Here is a 25,042-nt window from a genome sequence, read left to right as displayed (position 1 = left end):
CTATATCTTGATGAGGCCGGTAAAGCCCATAAAGGCCAGCGACATCAGGCCGGCGGTGATCATGGCGATGGAGACGCCGCGAAACGGGGTCGGGACGTCGGCGGCCACCAGACGCTCGCGCATGGCGGCAAACAGGATCAGCACCAGCGAGAAACCGGTGGCGGCGCCGAAGCCGTAGATGATGCTCTGGATGAAGTTGTGGTGCTCGTTGATGCTGAGCAGGGCCACCCCCAGCACGGCGCAGTTGGTGGTGATGAGCGGCAGGAAGATGCCCAGCAGACGATAGAGGGTGGGGCTGCTTTTGCGGATAACCATCTCGGTAAACTGAACCACGACGGCGATCACAAGAATGAAGGCGAGCGTGCGCAGGTAGGCGATGTTCAACGGGATCAGGATATAGTGTTCCATCAGATAGGAACAGGCGCTGGCCAGGGTCATCACGAAGGTGGTCGCCAGCCCCATGCCGATGGCGGTTTCCAGCTTGCCGGAGACGCCCATGAAGGGGCACAGGCCGAGGAATTTCACCAGCACGAAGTTGTTAATCAGCACAGTGCCGACCAATAAAAGCAGGTACTCAGTCATTGCAGGTTGGTTATCCGGTGTGAAGGCGGCGGTATTATCTGATTTTAGGTGCCTTTTAACAACCGCAAGGCCGCATGGTTATTATTCAAATGGCCAATTTCATGGAGGAAACGTGCGCCCTTTACCCATTTTTACCCTGACCCTGGCGATGCTGCTCTGGTCCAGCTCCTTCATCGCGCTCAAGCACGTGCTGGGGGTCTGGGGCTTCGGTCAGGTGCTGTTCATGCGCATGAGCGTGGCGGCGCTCTGCTGGCTGTGCTGCTACCGCTATCTCGGCAACTTTCGTTATCAGAAAGGGGACTGGCGCTGGCTGGCGTTGATGGGGGCGCTGGAGCCTTGTCTCTATTTCCTGCTGGAGGTCAACGCCCTGCGCTACACCAGTGCCGGTCAGGCCGGCATGGTCTGTGCCCTGTTGCCGCTCATCGTGGCGCTGGTGGCCTTCGTGCTGATCCGCGAGCGGGTGAGCCGGCGCCAGTTGCTCGGCTTTGCCATCGCCATCTTCGGCATCGCGCTGCTCGGCTTTGGCAGCGGGACGGATGAATTTGCCCCCAATGCCCTGCTTGGCAACAGCCTGGAGATGGCGGCCATGTTCTGCGCCGCCACCTACTCGGTGGTGTTCAAGAAGCTTTGCAGCCGCTACAGCGTGCTGACCCTGACTGCGTTGCAGGCCTTCGTCGGCACCCTCTTCTTCGCTCCCTTTGCCTTTGGCGAACCCTGGCCGACGGCCTGGGTCTGGCAGGACATGGCGGTCATCGTCTTTCTCGGCGCCTGCGTGACCCTGGCCTACCTGCTCTACAACTGGTCGGTGACCCAGGTGAAGGTGACGCTGGCGGCGGCCTACGTCAATCTCATCCCGGTGTTCACCCTGCTGTTGGCCTATCTGCTGCTGGGAGAGACCCTCAACACCTTGCAATGGGTGGCCTGTGGCGCGGTGCTGCTGGGGATCGCGGTGGGACAGCTGCCGGCCAGGCGCGTGCGGATGCCGGCGGCCACCGCAGGCTCGTGACGGCCACAGATTGACTACAGTCAGGGTTGGTCGCAGCGAGGAGCGTGATCATGAGTGACATGAGGTTACTGGCGCAGGCGCGACTGCTGCTTGGCCACCATCCCTTCACCCTGGCCGATGCGCGGGCACTGGAGGCGCTGGAAGAGGAAGCGGTGGGCGAGGAGGGGCTTTGCATCGCCGAACTGTGGGAGTGCGCCCTGCAGCAGGCCGACGAGGAGACCAGGCACTATCTGTCGGGGCGGGATTGACGCTTTTTTCGGAAGCTAAAAAACACGGGGCCTGGCCCCGTGTGTTGTGATGGCGAGGCTCCTAGATGGAGAGGCCTTTGACGGTGTCCGACACCGAGTTGGCGTCCTCGATGATCTCCTGAATGACGCCGGCGATGATGTCGGCCTGGGCCTGGCCCGCCATCGCCTTGTCCGATACCACCGAGACGGTCTGGGTGATCCTGGAGGTGATGTCGGAGTTTAGCCGGATGACGGAGACTATCTCGCCGGTAGAGGTGGAGGTTCTGGCCGCCAGCTGGCGCACTTCATCGGCCACCACCGCAAACCCGCGGCCCTGCTCGCCGGCGCGGGCCGCCTCGATGGCGGCGTTGAGCGCCAGCAGGTTGGTTTGATCCGCGATGCTGCTGATGGTCGAGATGATGGACTCTATGCTTCTGGATTGCTGGTTGAGGTTCTCTATCTGCCGGCTGACTTCACTGACTGAGCTGTTGATGTGGGCCGAGGTTTCCAGCACCTTGTCGATCACCTCCCGGCCCCTGGCGGCGCTCAGCACTGTCTCTCCGGCGATGGCGCAGGCCTTCTGGGCCGCTTCGCGCACCGAGATGGATTTCTCCACCCGCTCGCTGATGTTGCTGGCCAGCTTGATGATTTTGATCACCTTGCCCTCATGGTTGAAGATGGGGTTGTAGGTAGCCTCCAGCCAGATCTTCTCGCCGTGGCGGCCACGGCGCATGAAGAGCCCGGACTGGATGGAGCCCGTTCCCAGATCCCGCCAGAAGTTGGGATTCTGTTGATAGAAGGCCTCGTCGCAGAACATGCGGTGGGACTGGCCCACCACCTCGTCCAGCCGGTAGCCGAAGCAGTGCAGGAAATTCTGGTTGGCGGTGATGACGGTGCCATCAGGTTGGAAGTCGATGACGGCCAGGGATTTGTCCAGTGCCGCCAGCAGCGCCTGGGTGCGCTCCAGGGTGGATTGCTGTTCGGTGACGTTGGAGGCCACCTTGGCCACCTTGATCACCTTGCCATCGAGGAGGATCGGGAAGTAGCTGGCTTCGAGCCAGACCGCCTTGCCCGATTTGGCCTGCCGGATGAAACGGCCGTTGCGCGACTCCCCCCTGCGCAGATCCTGCCACAGCTGTTCATATTCGCGGGTTTTCACGTCCTCGAGAAAGCAGAGGGCGCTGTGGTGCTTGCCGATCACCTCCTCCCGGGCATAGCCCACGATGGCGAGAAAACGATCGTTGACGAAGTGTAACCGACCACTAAGAATGAAAAACCGGGAGCAGCCGGAAACAAGTGGGATCTCGTGGGACAAACGCAAGGCTGACAGGAGCTTAGAGGGGGATTGGGAGGTACTTGGCGCGAGATGCGGCAAAATGAAAGATCACGGACGATCTTCTGGAGCTGTGCGCCAAAAATGAAAACTTGGGATGGCTGGTCGGCGATGCAGTTTGGGGTTTAACTCAGCGTTTAAACCCCATATTGAAGCGGTGTAGGTTAAAAAAAGTCGTGCCCGGCCCAGACGACCTTGCCGATCACGGCCAGGCTTTCCAGTTGGTTGGCTGGAACGACCTGCAGTGGGTAATCATCGCGATTGTCGCTGATGATGGTGAGCCCGCCATCGAAGTTTTTCTGTAAGCGCTTGGCATAGAGTTCCTCGCCGAGCCGCAACACGAAGATGGATCCATCTTCGATCTGATTCTTGCTGATATCGACCAGGATAGAGTCACCAGAGTGTATGGTGGGCTCCATGCTGTCGCCTTTGGCGAAGACCACCACCAGGTTATCCGGGTTTAACTTGCGAAACGTGAGCCACTTGCGGCGAAAGGCCAGCTTGCGTTTAACCTCGTGATCATCATTAAACGCACCATGGCCGGTACTGACGGTGACATGGTAACCATCGATCAGCGCGTACTCCTCATCAAACACCTCACGTTGCACCATCAGCTCGGCATCTACATCTGGATGCTTGGGGCCTTGACCGGTGGCCAGCCACTCCAGATTCACATTGAACACCCGCGCGATACGCAGTGCCTTGTCGATGGTGGGCAGTGAATTGAAGGGAGGGAAGTATTTACGGATCCCCGATTCACTCATTCCCACCTGTTCGGCGAATGCCTTGTAGCTCCGATTGCCCCGCAGCTCGTCCAGACGAGCGCACAGAGTATCCATTCCCGCCGTCAGAAAAGATACCTCACCGTCTTTTTGTACTGCTTGTAGTTTTTCTTCATAACGCTCTGACATACAAGGAATTCTCGGCTAGTGGCTAATGCTGGTGAGTCGATAGACAAAAAATTCCGCACAAAAAGACTTGTCAATCTTTTTGGGGTGATCAATCATTCATATGTGACGCATTGCGACATAAAATCATTCTTTTATGAATGACAAAGACACGCGCCGCGACACTTGATGATACCGAAACGGGGTGAGTATGTCAGGGAAAACACCAGAGTGGATCAGGGCTGAGCTCATAAAACGCGGATATTCCCAAGCTGCTTGGGCCCGCGCCAAAGGGTTGCACCCCAGAGCAGTGCAGCGCTGCATCAAACACTATGCCCCGGCCATGGGGGTCAGCCCTAAACGGCGAGAAAGCCGCACCATCATGATGCTGCTCTCCGAGTCGCTGGATATCGATCTGCTGGGGGGTGACCAATGAGCACTTGGTACACCGCCCAGGCGCTGGCCGGGCTGGCCGGCATGCCCGCTTACCCCGATGGCGTTCGTAAAAAGGCCGAGCGTGAAGAGTGGCAAAGCCGCAAACGCGAGAAAGGCAAAGGGGTCGAATACCACATCAGCTCGCTGCCGATAGAAACTCGCCGCTACTTGGCAGAGAGAGCCGTGGCCGAGCAAGGTCAAGCAGTGACCGATCACGCTGCTGGCGGCAAGGCGATGGCCAAACTTCTGGCGCGTGAAGTGCCGTTCAAACCGGAGGCTGGTCGCAAGCTGCTGACCTTGGGGGAGGGGGCTCGCAAGAAGGTCGATGCCAGACTGTTGATCCTGCAGGCCGCCGATATCTTCCTGGCTCCCTATTATGCTTGCCAGCAAGGGGAGGTGGGTCGCCGTGCCTTTATTGAGGCATACCGTGCCCGCAGCCTGTCACTTCCTGCAAACGTCTATGACCGGCAAAAACCGTTCAGCCTGATCACTTTGCGCCGCTGGCAGAGTGCGCTGGCTGATGAAGGCCCCGCAGCCTTGGCCGGAAACTATCAGCGAGAGCGGCCATCGACCGTGGAGCAGAGCCCGGATCTGGCCCAATTCCTGACGGCCCTGGTCACAGCCAAGCCACATCTGGCCAACAAGTGGGGCGCTCTGCACGAGCTTGCCAGCCAATACAGCGAGATGAACCAGTTGGGATGGCACATTCCCAGCCAATCCTCTTTGCGTCGCTGGATGGTCAAATGGCTGAGTGACAACAAGGTGGCCTTTACCTATGCCACCAACCCCGATGCCTACAACAACAAATACCGCAGCGCGATCGAGGAGATGTACCCCTGGATGGCACAGCCCAACGACGTGTGGGAGTTCGACAGCACCCCGGTCGATGCCATGTTGGTGGATGGCCGTCACAGCATTATCGCGGTGATCGATGTGTTTACCCGCCGGGTGCGCCTGCTGGTTGCCAAGACCTCATCGAGTGAGGGGATCTGCCTGCTGCTGCGCAAGACCTTGTTGGCCTGGGGCACCCTCAATGATAACGGCGTGATGCGCACCGATAACGGCTCTGACTACGTGAGCCAGCGGGTGATGTCCATCTGCACCCTGCTCGGCATGAACGTCAGCCGCTCCAACGCCTATTCCGGGTGGGAGAAACCGCACATAGAGCGCTTCTTTCGCACCCTGAGCCACGGCCTTATCGAGTTGCTGCCCTCCTATATTGGTCACTGCGTAGCCGACCGGCAGGTGATCGAGGCACGCAAGAGCTTTGCTCAGCGGCTGGAAGAGAGACGCAAACCAGATGCCGAAAAGGAGATCTTCGAACTGGCCATGACGACCTGTGAGCTGCAGAGCTTGCTCGATAACTGGCTTGACGCCCGCTACCACAACCGCAAACACAGTTCTCTGGGAATGACCCCCAACGAGAAATATGGTCATGCTCGCTATCAGCGGAGGGCCATCAGCGATCAGTCGGCGTTGGACCTGCTGCTCAACCATGTCGGTGAAGCCACAGTCTCCAAGGGCTTCATCAAGGCGGGTGGGCTCAAATACACGGCCCCTGAGCTGCTGGAGCACAACTGGAAGAGCCAGCGGGTCAGCGTGTTCCTCGACCCCAGCGATGTGGGCCGCGCCATCTTGTATCGCACAGGGGATTGGAACGAGCGGATTGAGGCCGTGAACATCGAACTGCTGGGTAATGGCGTCAGTCCGGATGCCTTCCGCGCCGCCAAACGTGCCGATGCCAAGGCGCTGGCCGGCTTTCGCCGTGAGATGCGCAATGTGGCCAAGACCTTTGGCATCGACCAACTCCATCAGGATGTGGTGCGCCACTTCGTCTCCCAGGCACGGGATATCGCCCAGTTTCAACGCAGTGATCTCACCCTCGATAACCCGGCCTTGGCTGCGTTATCCGGTCTTGCCGCACCCGCTGAACCGGCTCAGTTCAGCGCAGCAGAACTTGCTGCCATTGAGGCCAGACGAGAAGAGAAAGCGGCCCGAGCACAGGCGACTGCCGGGCAAGAGTCCAGAGCACTCAAGACCGAGTACGAGCAGGCCATTTACTTGGCCGAGAAGGAGTTGGGAAGCCCACTGACAGAGCGGGAGAAGGAGTGGCTGACCCGATACCTCTACAGCCACAAGCTGATGGCAAAACGCATTAACCGCCATCTGGATGAAGTTCGGGCTACCCGCCGCACTCAGGCAAAAGGTTAGCGAGTAACCCGAAAAGGCCCAAAAACAAAGGACAAAACCACTATGAAACACAAGATCGTCGAAGTCAAAAACATGATCAAGACCGAGCAGTTGCTCGACAACTTGCTCAATCGCTCCAGCATAGTGCCGGGCATTGGTCTGATCCACGGCCCCTCCGGGTTTGGCAAGACCACCGCCGTTGAGTGGCTGTTCAACCAGGACGAAGTAAACGGCATCTATGTGCGCTGCTACAAGGCCGACACGGTGACCAGTTTGCTGGAGCAGATTGCCAAAGAGATCGGCATCCCCCAGCGCCATAACCTGCGTGCTCAAGTCGATAGCATTATCGAATCCGTGCGTGCCGAAGAGTTGGCCATCTTCGTGGACGAGGCCGATTACGTGGTCGGCAATGCCCGCATCATGGAGACCCTGCGAGATATCTACGACGCTACCGAACAACCCCTGATCCTGGTCGGGATGGAAGAGATTGCCCGTCGCATCAGCCAGCGCAAGCAACTGTTTAACCGCATTTCCCAGTGGATTGAATTCAAACCAGCCGATCTGGAAGACGTCTCTCTCATCGCCAGTGAAATGCTGGAGGTGGACGTGGAGATCGATGATGCCCTGCTGGATCTCATCCGCAAGCGTTCCAACGGCGTGGTGCGCACCATCGTCTCGGCGCTGGACAAGATCGAGAAGATGGCCATGGCCTCTGACGCCAGGATTATCCGGTTGGAGGATGTGGACGCCAGCGAATTGCTGCATGACGTTCGCCGTAGCCGTTAGCCACTGGGAACCGGCAATAACAACAAAGCACGGGAGGGATACCAGTGGTCGGTAAACGTATAAACAGCAACATAGAAGCGGCTTGGCGTTGGATGTGCCAGCAAGACTCTTTCGATTTGTTAGAGGTCGTTGCAGGAAGTCCACTGAAGCTGAGGAATGTCTATCTGGTTGTGCGCGGTTGGTTAGCAAGCGGTCACCTGCGTTGCGTGTATCAGAAACCATTTGGACGCAGTTTTTCATTCCGAGGCAGTCGTTACCAGGTTGTAGCAACCGCGGGCGATCCGGAGTTTGGTTCTGGTAATCGTAAAACCAAACAGCGTCAAAAGCGCCGTATCCATCGCAAAACGGTTCAACAGAAGATGTGGAACACCATGAAAATCAGTCGTTTTTTCACCCTGAGCGACCTAGCGATCACCTCTGGGGTCGATGATGCGGGGGCTAGCACTTACACCACCATTTTGATCCGGGCTGGATATGTTCGGCTGGTGGAAAAGATTGAGCGCTTCAAGGTGAAAGGGGATCAGAACCGTTATCAGTTGATCCGTGATACCGGCCGTTTTGCCCCCATGGTGAGGGTGAAGCAGGGGGGATGCTGGGACCAAAACGAACAGCGTTTTTACCAGTTCGATATGAAGGAGGCTCCTCATGGAAACGTGGCTTGAGGTGCTACAGGCCGAAGTTGCAGCCAGTTCACTGGCCGTGGTGGCCGACAAGCTTGGTTTATCCAGAACCACCATCAGCCAAGTCTGCAACGAAAAATATCCCGGCGATATGGCAAGAGTGCAGACCCTGGTGGAAGGGGCTCTGATGGGCAACAAGGTGATGTGCCCCATTCTGGGCGAAATACCGGTGCATCAGTGTCTTGCTCACCAGCGCCGTGGTCCCCGTGATGTGGGCAGCAACCCGATGGATATCAAGCTCTGGAAGGCTTGCCGCAGCGGCTGCCCCCATAGCCAACTGGGTGAGGAACAACAACTGCGTCGGCCAATGCGCATCTCGGTTGGGCCAAGCAACAAAGGCATGGACAGGAGCGCCCGATATGACGCCGAGGCCACCCTCTCCCGGCTGCGCCGGCAGGCCAAAAGCGATGGCGAAAATGCCAGCAACAGCTTGCGTATTCTGGCCGAGCTGCTGGCCGAGGAGCTCAAGATCTTGGGCATCAAATATAACCGGCTGCTCGATAAGGGTGAGAAGTCTGGTCAGTAATTCAACGGGCTCGGGGTGTGTGGTGGGCTCAGTGATTGGCATCACAGGGAGAACGGGATGAACAGAAATCTGCAGAAGACCGCCGAGCAGTTGCGAGTCTGGCTGACGGCAAAGGGGTGCAAGGTGAGCACCAGTCGGGTGCGCCACACCCCCTTGCTGGCGGTGACCGGCCCACTACCGGAGGCGATGACCAAGCGGGCCGTGTGGGGACGCGAATGCCTCGCAGGCGTAGTGCGAGATGTTGCCATTGTGCGCTTTGGTGGGTGTTTGTTGCACTGGCGGCAGTAAGCGATAGCCGGACAACAACGGGATAAATCAAGGAGAGCCTTATGCAAGAAGCACAGACCAGCAACACGACCCCGATGCGGCAGAACGCCCAGGGGCACTGGGTACCGGAGAACCTGATCGCCCCGGCGGACAAGCTGCGTGACGAGGTGGTGATGACCATCATCGCAGCGGCCCGTGAGCAGCGTTCGCAACTCGCAGCCTTCAAGATTGGCGCCATGCAGCAGATCGCCGACTTCGTGGATCTCTCGGCCGAGCAGTACGGGGTGGCCTGGGGTGGTACTAAGGGCAATGTCACCCTGCTCAGTTTCGACGGTCGTTACAAGCTGATCCGGGCGGTGGGGGAGCACCGCAAATTTGATGAGCGGATCCAGGCAGCCAAGACGCTGATCGACCAGTGCATCGCGCGCTGGAGTGATGGCGCCGATGCCAAGTTGCGGGCCCTGGTTGACCATGCCTTTCGGGTCTCCAAGGCGGGGCACATCGACGTCAACCAGGTGCTCTCCCTGCGCCAGCTCAACATCGAAGACGCCGACTGGGAGCAGGCCATGCAGGCTATCGCAGATGCCATTCAGGTGACCGGCACCAGCCAATATCTGCGGCTCTACGAGCGGGACGGCCAAGGCCGTTACGTCCAGATGAGCCTGGACCTGGCGAAGTTGTAAGGGAGGAGTGCGCGATGGAAATCAACGTAGAACAGGCCGAAGAGCAGCTGCTGCTTTGTGAACAGATCAGCGAGACCGAAGGCACCTGCTACCCCGATGACACCTACGAGGACGGTATCAAGGCCGCTTTGTTATGGGTGCTGGGGTTGGGCCCGGCACCGCTGAGCGAAGAGGAGTACCAGGATCTGATGCCACTGCAGTTCGAGCAGTGATGATGCGAAACAGGGTGGCCGCGCCGCCCTGTCTGCCCGGTGTGGTGACCGGGTACTGATGAGCAACCAAACGATCTGGGCCCAGGTCTTCACCGTCTTGATACAAGGAGCACGGCGATGACCAAAACAGAGATGGATATTCGGCTTACCAAGATATTCAGCAGCGCGGCCATTGCACTGGTAGCGGCTGACAAACGGGCTGTGTGCAAACAGCTCAAACAGTTTGATAAAGAGGCGCGCGCCCGTGGCTTTCACGCGCTGGCTGGAGAAGCCTGCCGGATGCGCTGGCAACTGGTTGCTGAACTGCGGGCTCGCCAAGGAGGGCAGGATGTACAGTGCCCCGTTTAGTCCGGTACTGAATCGTGAGGAGCTGGTGAGGCGTCTGCGTCAGGGCAGAGCCTGCCTGACCGAGCTCGGGTTGGAGCAGCGTTGCCCGCACTGCGATGAGTTTTGGCCTTGGGACAGCGAGTTTTTTGGTCTCACTGGCCAGCAGGATAGGCTGCAGAGCTGGTGTCGCAGCTGCATGAACGAGATGTACCGTGTCCGCCGTGCGCGGCTTAAGGAGCAACAAGATGGTGCATGATCAGCGTACTCGGATGCTGCGTCTGGTACACGTGGCCAGACGCACCCTGCAACTGGATGAAGAAAGCTATCGGGATCTGCTCGAGGTCAGTACCGGTAAACGTAGTGCCGCAAAGCTATCGATAGGCGAGCTGGAGCGCACTCTGCAGGCGCTCAAGGCACTTGGTTTTGTGCCTACCCCCAAGAAACAACAAGAAGGGCAGTGTATTCAGCTCTCGATGTTCCGAGCCAAGGCCCCCCAGGTGGCAAAGATTCGGGCACTTTGGGGGAAATGGCCCGCCAAGGTGTGATCCGGGATGGTTCGTCGTGCGCCTTAAACGCCTGGGTGCAACGCATGACCGCCCGTTTAAACGGTGGAGTAGGGGTGGCCGAAGTGGGATGGCTGGATGAGCCTCTGGCTGTTAAGGTGCTGGAGGCGCTCAAACGTTGGCAGCATAGGGTGGGTATAGCGTCCACTTCATAGAACATCAGACAGTCATAATTTATATCCAAAGTATTATTTTCAAATGGGCCTAGTTGGCTATGGTTTTTATAAAGCCTTCAGAAAGGATGCTGTTTATGGACAAGAAGGTTGCTCGGAGCAAGGTAGAGCAGATCTTCCCATTAGGATATGACTCTCGCCGTCATCCACGTTTTTCTTTGGTTGGTGGCGGCTATACAGTTGCGAGTGAACCTGACGACAGCTGGTTCGATGCCTTTCGCCCCACGTTGCAATTGAATGTTCGCGATATCTCATTAGGTGGTGCCGGAGGTTTGTGTCGCAGCAAGATAGGGATAGGCCGTCATCTTATATTCGCTTCTCCAAGCGGCTATCTATTGCGCACTCTGGTTGTGCGTAGTATGCCAGACCCCTTATTCCCCAAGCTGTTTCGTATTGGTCTACGCTGGTGCCAGCTTCCGCCTCACAAAGTGTTTCAAGAATGGCAGGTTTACATCAGAGAAGAAGATATGGAGATGTTCATGGCTGATGTAGCCAGATTAATTGAGACAGGTTGATGATCGATTCATCGTTAGATGTGTTCATGAGCCTGATAAGGGACCAGATAGAGCCCACCATCAAGTACACACAGTAATCGGTTGTAGGCAGTGAAAGTTACGGTGTTACCAAAACGAACATATCTTATGCACTGCGTAATGCCAACGCGTCACCGACCTGTTAACTTCAGTACCCATTGTATGCGCTGACCTTGGCTATTCATCGATAAGCCCCGAAACAGGAATTTACGATGGGAACATCAACGTGCGCTAAGCCGAGGCTGTGGTTTAATCGGCACACCGAATGTGCATTTGGTTGAATGATTTATGGAAGGTGACCTTTTTGCCAATGACCCTCATGTGGTGGAGTTGCTGACGCGGTTGGATCAAGTGCCCAGTTCAGAACTGACCGCCAAGTGGCCAAAGGCACTGTCCGAGTTGGTGGACATTCTGGCCGCCGAACTCACACGCAGTGGTATGCAGGCTGAACAGGCTGCATGCTTGTCACGCCGGTTGGCAATGGTGCAGGCCCACTATATGGGAGGGCGCGCCTACTATATCCCCACTGGGGAGCACCTCAAGGCGGCGCTGCGGGACAGAGCTATCTGGGATGAATTCAATGGCCGCAACATCGACCAGCTTGCCCGCAAGCATGGTCTCTCGGTGCCCCAGACCTATGCGGTGGTGGCAGAGCAGCGACAACTGACCCGACTGCGACATCAACCCGATTTGTTCGGGCATCAATAGTGACGAGACTCACACTAACGGAAAACCCAGCTACGGCTGGGTTTTCATTTGAGGTTAATCTTCTCTAAGAACCAAGGGAGGGATTTTGATGGTCGCTGAAGAGCGATCTATGTAGAATCCTCGCCTACAGTTTTATTGTGTTTTTCCTGTGCATTAGAGTACAAGCGATTACACTTACCCATCTAATTGAATTCTATAGGTCATATGGCTACCCCAGCTCCCAAGACATCAGAAATCCACGAAACATTGACGGCATACATTGATGCTGGGCAAGTGTTGCCTGAATGGGAAGCAGCCAAAGTAAAGAGAGAAATTCGAGCACTAGATAACCCTGTTGCGAAGGTCATGTTAACTGCATTATGTCATGGTGCAATGGGGCAAGAAGAGGATGCAATTGCTGCTTTTGAAGATGGAATGGCCAGGTTCTATGACATTAGAATTGGAGGCAATTTCAGCACTTATCTAAGACGAATCGGCCGCTTTGCTGACTATGTGAAAGTAGCGTTCAGTTTGGCAGACAAATATGAAGAACCTGAGATTGTGAAAGATGCTTGGGAGACAGCCCAAGTCATTTGTGATGTGAATCGCATTTCGTCTCTCGCACAAAAGCTCCGCAAGTACTACCCCGACGAGCAGGGGGCCACGATCATGACGACATCTGAGACTTTCTCTAGGATGCTGAAAGGTTTCGAAGTTGATTTTGGTGTTAAGGACCTAGATATAAACGGCCTAGCAATGGCATGTGTTAGTGTCGCTAGCCAGTATCGTGTATTCATCAGAGGCTCAGGCGTTCGTACGGGCGATGGATTGGTCATGATGTGTTTTGAGCTTGACTCATGCGACCCCGAGCAACTTGCAGATATGAATCTTGATCTGGCCATGCGGCTTGCAGAAAATGACCGGCTTATGGATCTTCCCGTTACGGCCTGGTTTCGCGGCAAATCTGAGTGATGAGTAGGGGTTGAATGTGTCCGTTTTGAGCAAGGATTTTCTCATTTTTGCCACTGACTCAGCTCAAAGAGCAGATGAAATTGGGTACAGAAACGCAGTTGCCCGTTCATATTATGCAATGTTCCATGAGGTCAGAGACTTGGTCGTTTCGCTTCCAAATTTCAGCTCTCATGCGCATGACGGCCTAATCCAGTATCTTAAAAATCCTGATAAAGACGAGCCGTACGACAGAATGGCTCTACGTGGGTTAGCTGCCATGCTTCAACAGCAAAAAGGGAAGCGAGTTATCGCAGATTACGACTTGGTGGGCGATGTGAACTCGAATGACGCACTTGAAAGCATTAGAACCGCAGAGCGTCTTTTCCAAAAATGTCACGAGTTGAGTGGAGGACCTGAGCAAGTCCTTGGATAAGTATTGCTTTGTTTATTTGGTCTTGTAACCCACCATAAACCCGCCCCCTAGAGGCCCCTCGGTACGCTGCGATAACGCAGTTAATCGAGGGGCCTTTTATGTTGCCTGATACCTACCCCATAGCGCTTGCCTGGTTGCTTCGCCCCGATGTGGAAGGGGGGGAAGTCAACCACCCGGCCGACCGGGGCGGCCACACCAAGTTCGGCATGGCCGATGCTGCCGACGGCAAGAAAGACGGCATGATCGATCTCGATCGCGATGGTCGGCCGGATATTGCCGTCAGCGATGCAACCCCCGCCCACGCCGAGTTGTTTTATCGAGCGAACTATTGGCTGCCAGCCCGTTGCGATCGGGTCGAGAATGTCTGCCCGCTGATTGCCATTGCCCTGTTCGACGGTGCCGTGCATCACGGCCCAGGCCGCTCGGTGCGCCAGCTGCAGCAAGCGCTTGGCGTCTTGGCCGATGGGCTACTGGGCTCCCATACCTTGCGGGTGCTGGCCGCCAAGACCGGTCGGGACGGTGGCCGTGCCCTGTTGCTTGCGCTGCTTGAGATCCGCGCAGGCTTTATGCTTGGCATCGTGCGCAAAGACCCGAGCCAGTGGGCCAATGCTCATGGCTGGATCAACCGCCTGCTGCGCCTTCAGAGCTACCTGCTCTCCCAGTTCGGGGAGGTGGCACCATGAGCAGTACCAGCCTCACCAACAAGCATCAGCGAGCACAGCAGCGGATCCAGATTGCCGGTTACTTCGGCATCCCTGAGCTCAAGAATCCCCGTTATCTCCTCTGTTTCAAAGATGGGCGTCGTGCCCATCTCAAGGCCGCCCTAGCCGGTGCGGATCTGGAGGCCATCCCGCTCTACAGCCATCACCCTACTCGACAGTCCCTGTTTACCCAAGGCTGGCGGTCGGTGGGTGAGCTGGATCGCCTGCGGGCCCGTGCCCGTTGTTCCCAACCCCAAGAGAAGGAAACCCATCATGCCTGATTCTCTGTTACCCCAAGCAAAGTCTGCGCTCAAGAGCCGTGCCGTGATCGGCGGTGTCATCGCCGTGGGTGCCGGCATTGCCGGCCTGTTCGGTGTATCTGTCGATGCCGGTACCCAAACCAGCCTGGCCACCACCATCGTGGATCTGGCCAGTGCGGTGGGCGGTTTGCTGGCCATCTGGGGCCGCCTCAAGGCGACCCACGTCATCAAATAACCGGTTCGCAAGGAGACGCCCTTGAGCGACCTCATAGACCGCGCCCAACTGCTCGACGCCGAGCGGACCGGGCGCCTTATTGCAGCCCACCGGGCAAGGCCGAAACCCCGGGGCGATGGCATCTGTTGCGATTGTGATGAGCCCATCCCGATTGCACGGCTGCAAGCCGAACCCGATGCGCCGCGCTGCATCGAGTGCCAGACCCTATTCGAGCGCAAGGAGGCTGTCCGTGTGGGAATTCATCGTTAAGAACTGGGGGCCCTTGTATGCCTTGGCCAGTCTGGTGGGGCTGGTGGTCATCATCCTGCTCTCCAAGACCTACGCCAAACGGGAAGATCTCACCGCCCTGGTACAGCGAGTTCAACGGGTAGAGCAGGTGTTGGCCGACCTGCCGAGTGAGAAGGAGCTGCACAAGCTGCAACTGGAGATAAGCGAACTGCGCGGCGAGCTGCGGGAGGTCAAGCCAGAGCTGCGCCAGGCCCGCCGGCTCGCCGACATGTTGCTGGAGAACGAGCTGGCATCGGTACAGAAGGAGAAGGCATGAGCATTCAAACAATATTGGACGCCCAGCAGCGGCTGGTGATCTTGCGCTCTCTGCTCGATATCGGCGGCGCGGCCAACGAGTCGATCTTGAACGATTGCCTCGATCAGCTCGGCACCGGCCGGGTGACCCGGGATCGGGTCAAGACCCTGCTGGCTTGGCTGGAAGAGCAGGGGTTGGTGCGCATCGAACGCCTCGCCCAGGTACAGGTGGCCCACCTGACCGGACGGGGCCAGGACGTGGCCGAGGGGCGCGCCTCGGTGCCTGGCGTCAAGAAGCCCCGTGCCGAGGATTGAGGGAGGATGACCATGGCCGAGAAACCGACCCGGGGCCGTGCTAGCAAAGTGTGGCTGCTGCCCGAGCCTATCCGCAACGCCCTCAACGAGATGTTGAGGGATAAAGGCAACAGCCAGGCCGCTATCCTGGATGAGATCAACGGCCTGATTGAAGAGGCGGGGCTACCTGCCGATCTCAAACTCTCCCGTTCGGGTCTCAGTCGCCACGCCAGCCAGGTGGAACAGGTGGGCCAGCACCTGCGCGACTTACGGGAGACCACGGCGGCGCTCACCTCCCAGCTCGGTGACAAGCCGATGGGGGAAACCACCAAGCTCATCCTGGAGCTCGGTCGCTCCCAGCTGTTCAAGGCGATGCTGGCCCAGGTGCAGAACCCGGAGGAGGCGGTGGATATCGACATGCTGAAAAACGCCATGTTGGCGGCACAGCGCCTCGAATCCACCGCCATGCAGAGCCACAAGCGGGAGAAGGAGATCCGCCAGGCCTTCGCCGAGGAGGTGGCCGCCAAGACCGAGGCCATCGTCACCCAGGCGGGACTGAGCGGTGAAGCCGCTGCCGCCATTCGCCGTGAAATCCTGGGGATCGCCTGATGACTACGATCGCCCAACAACTGGCCCAGACCCTGGGTACCGAATACAACCCCGACGAGGTGCTGCTGCCCTACCAGCGCATCTGGATTGCCGACGAGAGCCCGCTCAAGATAGCCGAGAAGAGCCGCCGCACCGGGATCACCTGGGCGGAGGCGGCCGATGCCACGCTGACGGCCTCCAAGGCGAAGTCGGCTGGTGGCGGTCACCACTTCTATGTGGGCAGCAACAAGGAGATGGCGCGCGAGTTCATCGACGCCGTGGCCATGTGGGCCAAGGCGTACAACAAGGCGGCCGGCGAGATCCAGGAGGAGGTGTTCACCGACGATGAGGACAAGGCGATCCTCACCTTCGTGGTCTATTTCGCCTCTGGCTTCAAGGTGCAGGCCCTCTCCAGCAACCCTTCCAACCTGCGAGGGATGCAGGGTAATGTCACCATCGACGAGGCCGCCTTCCACGACCGGCTGGCCGAGGTGCTGAAAGCGGCGCTGGCGCTCACTATGTGGGGCGCCAAGGTGCGCCTCATCAGCACCCATAACGGCGTGGACAACCTGTTTAACCAGCTGATCGGCGACAGCCGCGCCGGCAAGAAGCGTTACTCCATCCACACCATCACGCTCGATGATGCTTGCCGCCAGGGGCTCTATCGCCGCATTTGCCAGGTCAAAGGTATGTCCTGGTCCCAGGAGGCAGAGGATGCCTGGAAGGCGGGCCTGCTGAAAGACACCGCCACCGAAGAGGATGCGCTGGAGGAGTATTTCTGCGTGCCCAAGCAGAGTAGTGGCGTCTACATCAAGCGCACCCTGATCGAGCGGGCCATGCAGCCGGATATCCCCATCCTGCGCTTCACTTCCCCTGCGGACTTCGAGCTGCAAAGCGAGGAGACCCGCAAGGCGGTAGCGGAGCTCTGGTGTGAGGAGCACCTCAAGCCCTGCCTGGAAGCGCTCGATCGCAGTTGCCGCCATGTATTGGGGGGAAGATTTTGCCCGCAAGGGGGATCTCTCGGTGTTCGTCCCGCTTTCCATCGCAACCAGCCTGCGAAAACGGGTGCCCTTCGTGGTGGAGCTGGTCAATGCCCCCTATGAGACCCAGCGCCAGATCCTGTTTTACCTGCTGCAGGGACTGCACCGCTTCACCGCGGCGGCCTTCGATGCTACCGGCAACGGCGGCTATCTGGCAGAGGCAGCCCGGCTGCGCTGGGGCGCCAGCATGATCGAGTGCGTGATGCTCAATGACCCCTGGTATCGGGAGTGGATGCCCAAGCTCAAGGTCGAATTCGAGGACGACAACCTGGTGATCCCGCGCCATGCGGACGTGCAGGACGATCTAGGCAAGATCCAAGTCATCAACGGCATCCCCAAGATCGACAAGGGCAAGAACACCGGCCAGGGCGGTCAGCAGCGCCACGGCGACTTTGCGGTGGCGCTGGTCATGGCGGTGCGGGCCAGTTGGATGGAGGGGGGCGCCATCGAGTTCACCCCCTTACCAGGCAAACACGGCCGTGACCGCAACGACGACTATCACCCATCCCTCGGGACGAGGGATTTGATCAAAAGTGAGAGAGGGGGTTGGTAATGGCCGGACTCATCGACATTCATGGTAACGCGTTGCGCCTGCAGAAGGAGCCGCAGACCGAAAACGACGCCAAGCTGGCCCAGTTGCGCCGCCACTATAGCGAGCACCCGACCGTGGGGCTGACGCCCGGCAAGGCTGCGGCAGCGCTGAAAGAGGCGGAAGAGGGGAGCCTCATCGCCCAGTGCGAGCTGGCCGAGGACATGGAGGAGAAGGACGCCCACCTGCAGAGCGAGCTCGGCAAGCGCCGGCGTGCCCTGCTTGGGGTGAGCTGGACAATCGAGCCGCCGCGCAACGCCAGCGCGGCCGAGAAACGCGACAGCGAGATGATCCGCGAGCTGCTGGAGGACTTCACCTGGTTGGATGATGCCATCTTTGACGCCACCGATGCGGTGCTCAAGGGATTCAGTGCTCAGGAGTTCAGCGGCTGGGAGATGGTGGAGGGGTTGCAGCTCCCCAAGGGCATCGTCTGGCGTGATCCCGCCTGGTTCCAGACCCACCCGGATGACTGGAATCAGTTGCGGCTGCGAGACGGCAGCAAGGAGGGGGCAGCCCTCAATCCGTTCGGTTGGCTCACCCACAAGGCCAAGTCCAAGTCGGGGTATCTGGCCCGTACTGGGCTTATCCGCACTCTGGTCTGGCCCTTCCTGTTCAAGAACTACAGCGTGCGCGACTTGGCCGAGTTTCTGGAAATCTACGGTCTGCCAGTACGTTTGGGCAAATACCCGGAAGGGGCGACCGAGAAGGAGAAGGCGACCCTGCTGCAGGCTGTACTCTCCATCGGCCACAACGCCGGCGGCATCATCCCCCGGGGAATGGAGATCGAGTTCCAGAATGCGGCAAGCGGTCAGGCTGATCCCTTTGTGGTGATGATGGAGTGGTGCGAGCGCTCCATCAGCAAAGCCATCTTGGGGGGCACCTTGACCAGTCAGGCCGATGGCAAGAGCTCGACCAATGCGCTTGGCAATGTCCATAACGAAGTGCGCCAGGAGGTGCGGGATGCGGACCTGCGCCAGCTCGCCGCGACCCTGACCCGGGATCTGGTCTATCCGCTGTTTGCCTTGAACGGTAAGAGTTTCCAGGGCCCGCGCCGGGCTCCCCGGTTGGAGTTCGACGTGACCGAGCCGGAGGACATGCGCGATCTGGCCTATCCGCTGCGTGCCCTGGTGGGGATGGGGATGCAGATCCCGGCCCAATGGGTACGTGACAAGCTGCAGATCCCGGTCCCAAAGGACGGCGAGGAGGTATTGATGATCACTGACGTCAAGGCTCCCCCGGGAGAGGCGGCGCTCAAGGCACTCTCTGCGAGCAAGAGATTGGCGGCGCTGGCAGCAAAGACCCCTGTTCAGGGCGATAACAACGACGCCCAGCTGGCACGGCTGCAGGCCGAGGTGGCCCCCTTGCTCGCCGGCATGACCGACGCCGTCCAGGCACTGGTGATGCAGGCTACCACCCTGGAGGAGATCCGGGATGGCTTGCTGGCGCTGGAGCCCAACCTCAGTCATGACGAACTGGGGGCCCTGCTGGCCCAGGCCATCGCCGCCAGCGAACTGCTCGGCATGCTGGAGATGGAGGAGGGCAACTGATGCCCGTTCGTTACGGCAGTCTGCCGTTTGAGGAGGCGATCGCCTTCTTTCGCCAGAAGCTGAATATGCCGAGAGAGCGCTGGGCCGATGTGTGGCGGGACGCCCATAACCGCGCCTTTATGGTGGCGGGGGCCACCAAGACTGACTTGCTGGCGGACCTGCGCGGGGCGGTGGACAAGGCGATCAGCGAGGGGCAATCCCTCGGTGCGTTCCAGAAGGCGTTCAAGGAAGTCGTGGCCCGCCACGGTTGGGAACACACCGGCCCGGCGTCGTGGCGCTCTCGCGTCATCTTCGAGACCAACCTGCGCCAGAGCTACAACGCCGGGCGGGATGACCAGATTGAGCACATCAAGCACAAGCGCCCCTATGCGCTCTATCGTCACGGCGACTCCGAGCACCCCAGGGAGCTGCACCTCAAGTGGAACAACCTGGTGCTGCCGGTGGACCATCCCTGGTGGGATACTCACAGCCCCAGCAACGGCTATGGCTGTAAGTGCAAGAAGTTCCTGCTCTCCGAGGCGGATCTCAAGCGGCGGGGGCTGACGGTGGGCCAGGCACCGGATGACGGCAATTATGAGTGGGTGGACAAGGCGACCGGGGAGATACACCGGATCCCCCGTGGCATCGATCCGGGATTTGACTACCGGCCGAAGACCCCGGCCGCCTTGACCGAGGCCATGGCCAAGCGGGAGGCGGCGAAATCCGCGCTGGCCGAGCGCTTGCCGCAGCGGTTGGTGGAGAGCGCCTTTTCGACCGCCAAGGGGGTGACGGCGCAGGGGGTCAGCGATCTGCTGGCCCAGCTTCCCGCACCCCAGCGCGAGCCCTTGGCGGCCTTCCTCAAGGCCCACCCAATCAAGACCTTGTTTATCAAGCAGACCGAGATGGGGAAGGGGGCGGCAGGGCTCAAGGTTGCGCCGGCCATTGCCGAGTACCTGGGCACAGACCCTTACCTGGTGCGGTCCCTCTATCACACGCGCCGAGCCAGCGCGACCAATGGCTTTACGGCCAAAAGCTGGGGCCATCTGGTTATCAAGGTCAAGGCGGGTGATACACTCAAAGCAGTGGATATGCAGGCGGTGCAAACGGCGGCAGCCGAGGTGGTGACCGATGCCCATGCCAACACCGGGCCCCGTCAATGGCAGCCAAGGGGTACCAGCGGCGAGTCACTGCGCCGTCACTGGAGCATCTCCGCCAACGTCGGCGGCAAGCAGGGGGAATCAGCCCAGCGGCTCTCTACCTGGTTGCATGAGCTCGGCCACCAGGTTCACTTCTGGGCCGGGGAGCCTGACCTGACGGGGGTGGGACTGCTGACGGAGTATGCCGGCAAGACCAGGATGGAAGCCGCCGCCGAGGCGTTCGCCGCCTGGGTCTTGGCGAGGGATGCCATGGTGGCGCATTTCCCCGAACTGGCCAAACGGGTGGAGGCCATGCTCGCCCAGGCCACGATAGCCAGCCGCAAAGGAGAGAGAGGATGACCCTGTTGGAGCAAGCCAGCGCCCTGCTGGCAGAAGATGGCCCCTTTACCCTGGCACAGGCCAAGATGCTGGATGCCTTGTGCGAGCAAGCCCAGGGCGAAGAGGCGGATATGTTGGGGGATCTCTGGGAGGCCGCCATGTTGTCAGCCGATGAGGAGGCCCTGCACTTTATGACCACCTTCGAGGATGAGCTCTGATGGCGGGTAGCTTTATCACCATCAGCCACCACGGGGTGGCCGATGCCCATGAGCTGCTGGCCAGGCTCTATCAGAAAACCGGTGACCTGAGCGAACCGCTGGCAGATATAGGAGAGGGGCTGCTGCTGTCGCACCGGGATCGTTGGGATGCGCAGGAGACCCCGGAAGGGGAGCCTTGGGCCCCGCTCTCGGATAAGTACCGTGCCCGCAAACCGCGCCATGCCGACGAGGTGCTGCGTCTGAATGATGACCTGCGCGACACCCTCAACTATCAGGCTGATCCCCAGGCCCTCTACTTTGGCACCCCGCTCGAATATGGCGCCGCTCACCAGTTCGGCCGCCCCGAGATCAACCTGCCCGAGCGCCCCTATCTGGGGTTGTCGGATAGTGACGTCAACGAGCTGTACACGGCGGTAGAACGTTACCTGTACAATTCGCTCTCCTAGAGGCATCCAATGGGCCCTACTCTTCACCCATTCTTATCGCTACATGCTTACCTGTTGTTTTTTAAACACCTTTAAACAGCACTCTACCCACAACTGTTAGCTGTAGCCTCGAAAGATGCTCTATTTACATCTATTCTCCTCTTAAATGCAAAGCTCAGGCCGGTAATTGGGAAGGGAGTCCTAAACGAATGGGATTGGAGTCCAAGCTATCTGGGGGAGGGGCCGTTATTGTAGCCATTGTGCTGGCGCTGTTCGTCACCACTTGGAGGGTTTCTTACAATGCAGAAAATGCCTCTCGTTGGGTAGTTCATACCCATGAATTACTGCACTCTCTATCCCGCATCCGTAGTTACACATTACAAGTCGAGCTAGCGACTCAAAATTTCCGTATAACAGGTTATGAAATGTATCTGATTGCACGTGATCAAGCGATAGGGGAGCGCGAGCAGCTTCTCGCTAGCCTAAAGGATAAGTTGTCTGATAATGAAGAACAGTTAGCCAGATTAGGTAAGATCGATGATGTGATTCGACTTCGGATTAACATTTCGCGCGAAATCGAACGAATCCGCAGAGAAAGCGGGGAAGCTGCCGCCAGCGCTTACGTAAAACAAGCACCGTTAGAGGATACCAGAAACAGTCTATATAACACCTTGGATGCAATGGAGTCATCAGAACGGTCTCTTTTGGCAACGCGTCAATCTGCACAAGATAGCTTTAACAGAGTACTTTTCTTCTTGGAAATTATTATGGGGCTATCTCTTATCATATTGTTGACAGGGATATATATACTCATACTTAAGCAGTTTGAACGATTGCGTAAAGAAAACAGAATCATTGTTGAAAATTCGGAAAGAACGGTGTCCATATTAAGTGCTATCGGTGATGCCGTTATAGTGACGGATGTAAATAATATAATCACGAAAGTTAATAGTGTTGCTGTTGATATGTGTGAGCGCAAAGAGTCTGATGTTCTTGGAGAGGACATCAATAACGTGTTTATCTGTATTAATGAGGTTGGCGGTGAGATAGAGAAAATTGCTGATATTAGTCTTTTGAAAGGGGGGTTATATTCAGACTCTCATTTTTATCTAGAACAGTCATCAGGTAATAGAATTGATATCAGCATTCGCATGACTGTGCTCTATCATTCCATGGAGGAACAGCGGGATATCGTTTATGTGTTACGCGATGTCACTGAGCAACGACATGCTGAGCATGAGATGCAGGAGAAAACTGCTCAGCTTGAGTATAGTGTTGAAGATAAAACCCATCGGTGGCAGGAGAGTCAGAAACACTTGCAGGATATGCTGGCATCGATACCCATGTTGATTGCCTATGTTAATTCAGAACGAAAGTATGTATATGTAAATGAGCAGTACCGCCTGCGGTTTGCTCCTGAATTGGAGTCGCTATCAGGGTTGTATGTGAAAGACGTACTCGGTGACGAGCGTTACGCAATAGCCTGTCCATTAATAACAAAAGCACTTAAAGGCGTTGCTCAGAACTATGACTGGCAGCCTTTCCCTGACGTGTGGCAGCATATTGGATATTATCCAAAGGCCGAGGGTGAAGAAATACTCGGTTATTATGTCCTAGGCATGGATATTACAGAACTGAAAATTTCAGAAGCTCGTATACAAACATTGAATCTTGAGTTATCGGAGCGGGTTAGAGAGTTGGAACATCTCTCTAAGGCGCTTCGAACGCTCAGCGCGGGCAATAAGACCATGTTGCGAGCGAGAAATGAGAGTGAATTGCTTGATAATATGTGTAAGGCCATTGTTGATGCCGGGCGTTATAAAATGGCAATTATTTGGTTTAAAGGGGGATGTCAAGATCTGCCGATATACCCTGCCGCTCAAAGTGGATTTCCCGGTGGGATGGCCGCGTTGGAGAGTCTCAAGCATCGATTGGTCAACAGTGTAAATGACAGTAGCGTTACTCCAAGAGCAATCCAGAGCGGTCAAGTACAATTGTCGCGGAACATGGTGGCGGATCCCAATTACTCCAAATGGCGTGATCAGCTAGATGGAGCCATTTCCAGTATATCTTGCCCGTTGACTGTTGAGGGGAGTGTTGTTGGTGCGCTAACGATATATGACTCTGATGTCAATGCATTCAGTGCAGGTGAGATCAACATTCTAACGGAATCGAGTGAAGACCTTGCATTCGGGATTGCCATGCTGCGAGCACAAATTGACAGGGAAAAAAGTCGTGTTGCGATACAACACATGATGCGCTACGACGCGTTGACCGGATTGGCAAATGTGTTTCTTTTTGAACAGTTCCTGTCTGAAAAGATCGCGTTGTGCATTCAAAAAGATACCCCGGTTACCACGCTTCAATTCAATATAGAAAGACTGAGTGAGATTAATGATGCCCTTGGTTTTAGGCATGGTGATGAAGTTCTATGTGAATTCGCAACACGTTTACAAAGTGTTTTTAAAGAAAACGCTATGGTGGCCCGCATACGTGGAGATGAGTTTGCAGTCGCACTTGTAGGAAAAGATGTTCACTCAGCCCTACTATGCATCGAGTCATGCTTTGAAATATTAAGGCAGCCTTATCATATCGCTGACTTATCTATAGATGTTGCATCAAGGGTGGGGATAGCATCCTTTCCCCAACATGGTGAGCATGCAAGTGAATTGTTACGCAGTATGAGTAAGGCCGTATACCAATCAAAGAGACGAGGTGAGCAGGTGTCGGTGTTTAATCCCGGGCTGCCTCAAGTCGAAATGGAAAAGCTGGCAATGGTTGGGGAACTGCGCCGGGCAATCGATAACAATGAGTTTGTGCTTTATCTACAACCAAAATTGAGATTGAGTGACATGCAGGTCGCGGGGGCTGAGGTGTTGATTAGGTGGGAACATCCAAGTCTTGGCCTGCTCGGGCCCGGCAGGTTTATCCATCTGGCAGAACAAACCGGGTTGATCAAGCCGCTTACAGAGCTAATTGTCCAGCTGACATTGTCACTGCTCAGCCAATGGACTCACGATGAAAGCTTGATGCCGTTAGCGGTGAACCTTTCTGCCCGGAATCTTAGAGATGATGCATTGCCGGAGAAAATCATTTCCTGGATAAATGAGTATGGGGTTAATCCAAGGCTGTTGGAGTTTGAAATCACGGAAAGCTCTATCATGGAGGAACCGGAGCAATCCATGTTGTTATTGCATGCGATGAAAAATGTTAATTTCGCTCTATATATAGATGACTATGGTACCGGATACTCGTCATTGAAATATATCCAACAACTCCCTGTTGATTACATAAAGATAGATCAGTCGTTTGTGACATATATGGTAGAGGATGAAAGTTCTCGGTTAATTGTGCAATCCACCATTGAATTAGTGAAAGGGTTAGGGCGAAAAACTGTCGCAGAGGGAGTGGAGTCCTTGGCTGTTCTGCAGCAGTTGAAAGCGTTAGGCTGTGACTATGCTCAAGGATATTTCATCGCGAAGCCAATGCCTGCCAAGCAGTTTCAGTCTTGGGTAAGTGAGTTTGATTCAGGCATGTTAAGTGTTCATCCTGACCCAAACCATGTTGCTCATCGGTAAGTCCGGGCTCCCTGATCCCTTGGTGATTCTGTAACCCGTCATAAACCCTTCCCAAACCATACCGGTATGAAACTGGCTGCACCTGTTTATCGGAGTGATAAGCGATGCCG

29 protein-coding genes, 1 other RNA gene and 3 pseudogenes are annotated in these 25,042 nt (G+C 56.9%); 30 read left to right on the top strand and 3 right to left on the bottom strand.

What is annotated here, in order from left to right:
• The gene (gene rsxA, locus E5E96_RS20840; protein ID WP_005302262.1) at positions 1-582 is read right to left on the bottom strand and encodes an electron transport complex subunit RsxA; all 582 of its coding nucleotides are present in this window, start codon (positions 580-582) and stop codon (positions 1-3) included.
• A gap of 112 nt (positions 583-694) precedes the next feature.
• On the opposite strand from rsxA, the gene E5E96_RS20835 reads away from it, so the two are divergent.
• The gene (locus tag E5E96_RS20835; RefSeq protein ID WP_171283046.1) at positions 695-1,588 is read left to right on the top strand and encodes a DMT family transporter; all 894 of its coding nucleotides are present in this window, start codon (positions 695-697) and stop codon (positions 1,586-1,588) included.
• A 50-nt stretch (positions 1,589-1,638) separates the two neighbouring features.
• Positions 1,639-1,836 carry a hypothetical protein gene (locus tag E5E96_RS20830; protein WP_171283045.1) on the top strand — a complete coding sequence of 66 codons (198 nt, stop codon included), beginning with the start codon at positions 1,639-1,641 and terminating at the stop codon, positions 1,834-1,836.
• 61 nt (positions 1,837-1,897) lie between these two features.
• On the opposite strand, the pseudogene E5E96_RS22785 reads toward E5E96_RS20830, so the two are convergent.
• Together E5E96_RS22785 and E5E96_RS20820 are read right to left on the bottom strand one after the other, a co-directional pair.
• Positions 1,898-3,076, bottom strand: a pseudogene (locus E5E96_RS22785) (methyl-accepting chemotaxis protein); the annotation flags it as partial.
• A 236-nt stretch (positions 3,077-3,312) separates the two neighbouring features.
• A complete protein-coding gene (locus E5E96_RS20820) occupies positions 3,313-4,059 on the bottom strand; it encodes a helix-turn-helix transcriptional regulator (protein WP_171283043.1) in 747 nt (248 codons plus the stop codon).
• A gap of 271 nt (positions 4,060-4,330) precedes the next feature.
• Here E5E96_RS20820 and E5E96_RS22670 point away from each other — a divergent pair, with 271 nt between their 5' ends.
• From E5E96_RS22670 to E5E96_RS20680, 28 genes and pseudogenes are all read left to right on the top strand, one after another.
• A complete protein-coding gene (locus E5E96_RS22670; RefSeq protein WP_253264681.1) occupies positions 4,331-4,471 on the top strand; it encodes a hypothetical protein in 141 nt (46 codons plus the stop codon).
• On the top strand, positions 4,468-6,681 hold the full coding sequence (locus tag E5E96_RS20810) for a DNA-binding protein (RefSeq protein ID WP_171283041.1): 2,214 nt from the start codon (positions 4,468-4,470) through the stop codon (positions 6,679-6,681). Before E5E96_RS22670 ends, E5E96_RS20810 begins: the two co-directional genes overlap by 4 nt.
• A gap of 42 nt (positions 6,682-6,723) precedes the next feature.
• Positions 6,724-7,446, top strand: a complete 723-nt coding sequence (locus tag E5E96_RS20805; RefSeq protein ID WP_005353404.1) for an AAA family ATPase — start codon at positions 6,724-6,726, stop codon at positions 7,444-7,446.
• Positions 7,447-7,490: 44 nt separating this feature from the next.
• Positions 7,491-8,108, top strand: a complete 618-nt coding sequence (locus E5E96_RS20800) for a hypothetical protein (protein WP_171283040.1) — start codon at positions 7,491-7,493, stop codon at positions 8,106-8,108.
• Complete coding sequence (locus E5E96_RS20795; RefSeq protein ID WP_171283039.1) at positions 8,092-8,652, top strand: transcriptional regulator; 561 nt, start codon at positions 8,092-8,094, stop codon at positions 8,650-8,652. Before E5E96_RS20800 ends, E5E96_RS20795 begins: the two co-directional genes overlap by 17 nt.
• 57 nt (positions 8,653-8,709) lie before the next feature.
• A complete protein-coding gene (locus E5E96_RS20790) occupies positions 8,710-8,940 on the top strand; it encodes a hypothetical protein (protein WP_171283038.1) in 231 nt (76 codons plus the stop codon).
• A 41-nt stretch (positions 8,941-8,981) separates the two neighbouring features.
• A complete protein-coding gene (locus E5E96_RS20785; protein ID WP_171283037.1) occupies positions 8,982-9,602 on the top strand; it encodes a DUF3164 family protein in 621 nt (206 codons plus the stop codon).
• Positions 9,603-9,616: 14 nt separating this feature from the next.
• A complete protein-coding gene (locus E5E96_RS20780) occupies positions 9,617-9,814 on the top strand; it encodes a hypothetical protein (protein WP_042008334.1) in 198 nt (65 codons plus the stop codon).
• A 2-nt stretch (positions 9,815-9,816) separates the two neighbouring features.
• An RNA gene (locus E5E96_RS20775) (hammerhead ribozyme type II) lies at positions 9,817-9,886 on the top strand.
• Positions 9,887-9,931: 45 nt separating this feature from the next.
• Complete coding sequence (locus tag E5E96_RS20770) at positions 9,932-10,162, top strand: hypothetical protein (RefSeq protein ID WP_171283036.1); 231 nt, start codon at positions 9,932-9,934, stop codon at positions 10,160-10,162.
• Positions 10,163-10,386: 224 nt separating this feature from the next.
• Positions 10,387-10,859, top strand: a pseudogene (locus tag E5E96_RS22880) (gp16 family protein).
• Positions 10,860-10,954: 95 nt separating this feature from the next.
• Positions 10,955-11,392, top strand: a complete 438-nt coding sequence (locus E5E96_RS20760; RefSeq protein ID WP_171283035.1) for a hypothetical protein — start codon at positions 10,955-10,957, stop codon at positions 11,390-11,392.
• A 306-nt stretch (positions 11,393-11,698) separates the two neighbouring features.
• Positions 11,699-12,118, top strand: coding sequence for a Mor transcription activator family protein (locus tag E5E96_RS20755; RefSeq protein ID WP_171283034.1), 420 nt, complete (start codon positions 11,699-11,701; stop codon positions 12,116-12,118).
• Positions 12,119-12,322: 204 nt separating this feature from the next.
• Positions 12,323-13,069, top strand: coding sequence for a hypothetical protein (locus E5E96_RS20750; RefSeq protein WP_253264678.1), 747 nt, complete (start codon positions 12,323-12,325; stop codon positions 13,067-13,069).
• 25 nt (positions 13,070-13,094) lie between these two features.
• Positions 13,095-13,481: a hypothetical protein gene (locus E5E96_RS20745; protein ID WP_171283033.1), complete on the top strand. Its 387-nt coding sequence runs from the start codon at positions 13,095-13,097 to the stop codon at positions 13,479-13,481.
• Between the two features lie 98 nt (positions 13,482-13,579).
• Positions 13,580-14,164 (top strand): glycoside hydrolase family 108 protein, encoded by a 585-nt coding sequence (locus E5E96_RS20740; protein WP_171283032.1) that lies wholly within the window; start codon positions 13,580-13,582, stop codon positions 14,162-14,164.
• Positions 14,161-14,463 carry a hypothetical protein gene (locus E5E96_RS20735; RefSeq protein ID WP_171283031.1) on the top strand — a complete coding sequence of 101 codons (303 nt, stop codon included), beginning with the start codon at positions 14,161-14,163 and terminating at the stop codon, positions 14,461-14,463. The genes E5E96_RS20740 and E5E96_RS20735 overlap by 4 nt, the downstream gene beginning before the upstream one ends.
• Positions 14,456-14,677 carry a hypothetical protein gene (locus E5E96_RS20730; RefSeq protein WP_171283030.1) on the top strand — a complete coding sequence of 74 codons (222 nt, stop codon included), beginning with the start codon at positions 14,456-14,458 and terminating at the stop codon, positions 14,675-14,677. Before E5E96_RS20735 ends, E5E96_RS20730 begins: the two co-directional genes overlap by 8 nt.
• 21 nt (positions 14,678-14,698) lie before the next feature.
• Positions 14,699-14,926, top strand: coding sequence for a TraR/DksA C4-type zinc finger protein (locus E5E96_RS20725; protein ID WP_171283029.1), 228 nt, complete (start codon positions 14,699-14,701; stop codon positions 14,924-14,926).
• Positions 14,907-15,221 carry a DUF2730 family protein gene (locus tag E5E96_RS20720; RefSeq protein ID WP_171283028.1) on the top strand — a complete coding sequence of 105 codons (315 nt, stop codon included), beginning with the start codon at positions 14,907-14,909 and terminating at the stop codon, positions 15,219-15,221. Before E5E96_RS20725 ends, E5E96_RS20720 begins: the two co-directional genes overlap by 20 nt.
• Positions 15,218-15,514 carry an ArsR family transcriptional regulator gene (locus E5E96_RS20715; RefSeq protein WP_171283027.1) on the top strand — a complete coding sequence of 99 codons (297 nt, stop codon included), beginning with the start codon at positions 15,218-15,220 and terminating at the stop codon, positions 15,512-15,514. Before E5E96_RS20720 ends, E5E96_RS20715 begins: the two co-directional genes overlap by 4 nt.
• 12 nt (positions 15,515-15,526) lie before the next feature.
• A complete protein-coding gene (locus E5E96_RS20710; RefSeq protein WP_171283026.1) occupies positions 15,527-16,102 on the top strand; it encodes a DUF3486 family protein in 576 nt (191 codons plus the stop codon).
• A pseudogene (locus E5E96_RS20705) lies at positions 16,102-17,674 on the top strand (hypothetical protein). Before E5E96_RS20710 ends, E5E96_RS20705 begins: the two are co-directional and overlap by 1 nt.
• Complete coding sequence (locus E5E96_RS20700) at positions 17,674-19,257, top strand: DUF935 domain-containing protein (protein WP_171283025.1); 1,584 nt, start codon at positions 17,674-17,676, stop codon at positions 19,255-19,257. Before E5E96_RS20705 ends, E5E96_RS20700 begins: the two are co-directional and overlap by 1 nt.
• Positions 19,257-20,732: a phage minor head protein gene (locus E5E96_RS20695; RefSeq protein ID WP_171283024.1), complete on the top strand. Its 1,476-nt coding sequence runs from the start codon at positions 19,257-19,259 to the stop codon at positions 20,730-20,732. Before E5E96_RS20700 ends, E5E96_RS20695 begins: the two co-directional genes overlap by 1 nt.
• Complete coding sequence (locus E5E96_RS20690; RefSeq protein ID WP_171283023.1) at positions 20,729-20,929, top strand: hypothetical protein; 201 nt, start codon at positions 20,729-20,731, stop codon at positions 20,927-20,929. Before E5E96_RS20695 ends, E5E96_RS20690 begins: the two co-directional genes overlap by 4 nt.
• Positions 20,929-21,375 carry a phage virion morphogenesis protein gene (locus tag E5E96_RS20685; RefSeq protein ID WP_171283022.1) on the top strand — a complete coding sequence of 149 codons (447 nt, stop codon included), beginning with the start codon at positions 20,929-20,931 and terminating at the stop codon, positions 21,373-21,375. Before E5E96_RS20690 ends, E5E96_RS20685 begins: the two co-directional genes overlap by 1 nt.
• A 188-nt stretch (positions 21,376-21,563) precedes the next feature.
• Positions 21,564-24,932, top strand: a complete 3,369-nt coding sequence (locus E5E96_RS20680; protein WP_171283021.1) for an EAL domain-containing protein — start codon at positions 21,564-21,566, stop codon at positions 24,930-24,932.
• Positions 24,933-25,042: the final 110 nt, after the last annotated feature.

The sequence above is a fragment of the Aeromonas sp. 1805 genome (genome assembly GCF_013085525.1).
In the GTDB taxonomy this organism is placed as follows: domain Bacteria; phylum Pseudomonadota; class Gammaproteobacteria; order Enterobacterales; family Aeromonadaceae; genus Aeromonas; species Aeromonas hydrophila.
This window is presented reverse-complemented; position numbering and strand designations above follow the sequence as displayed.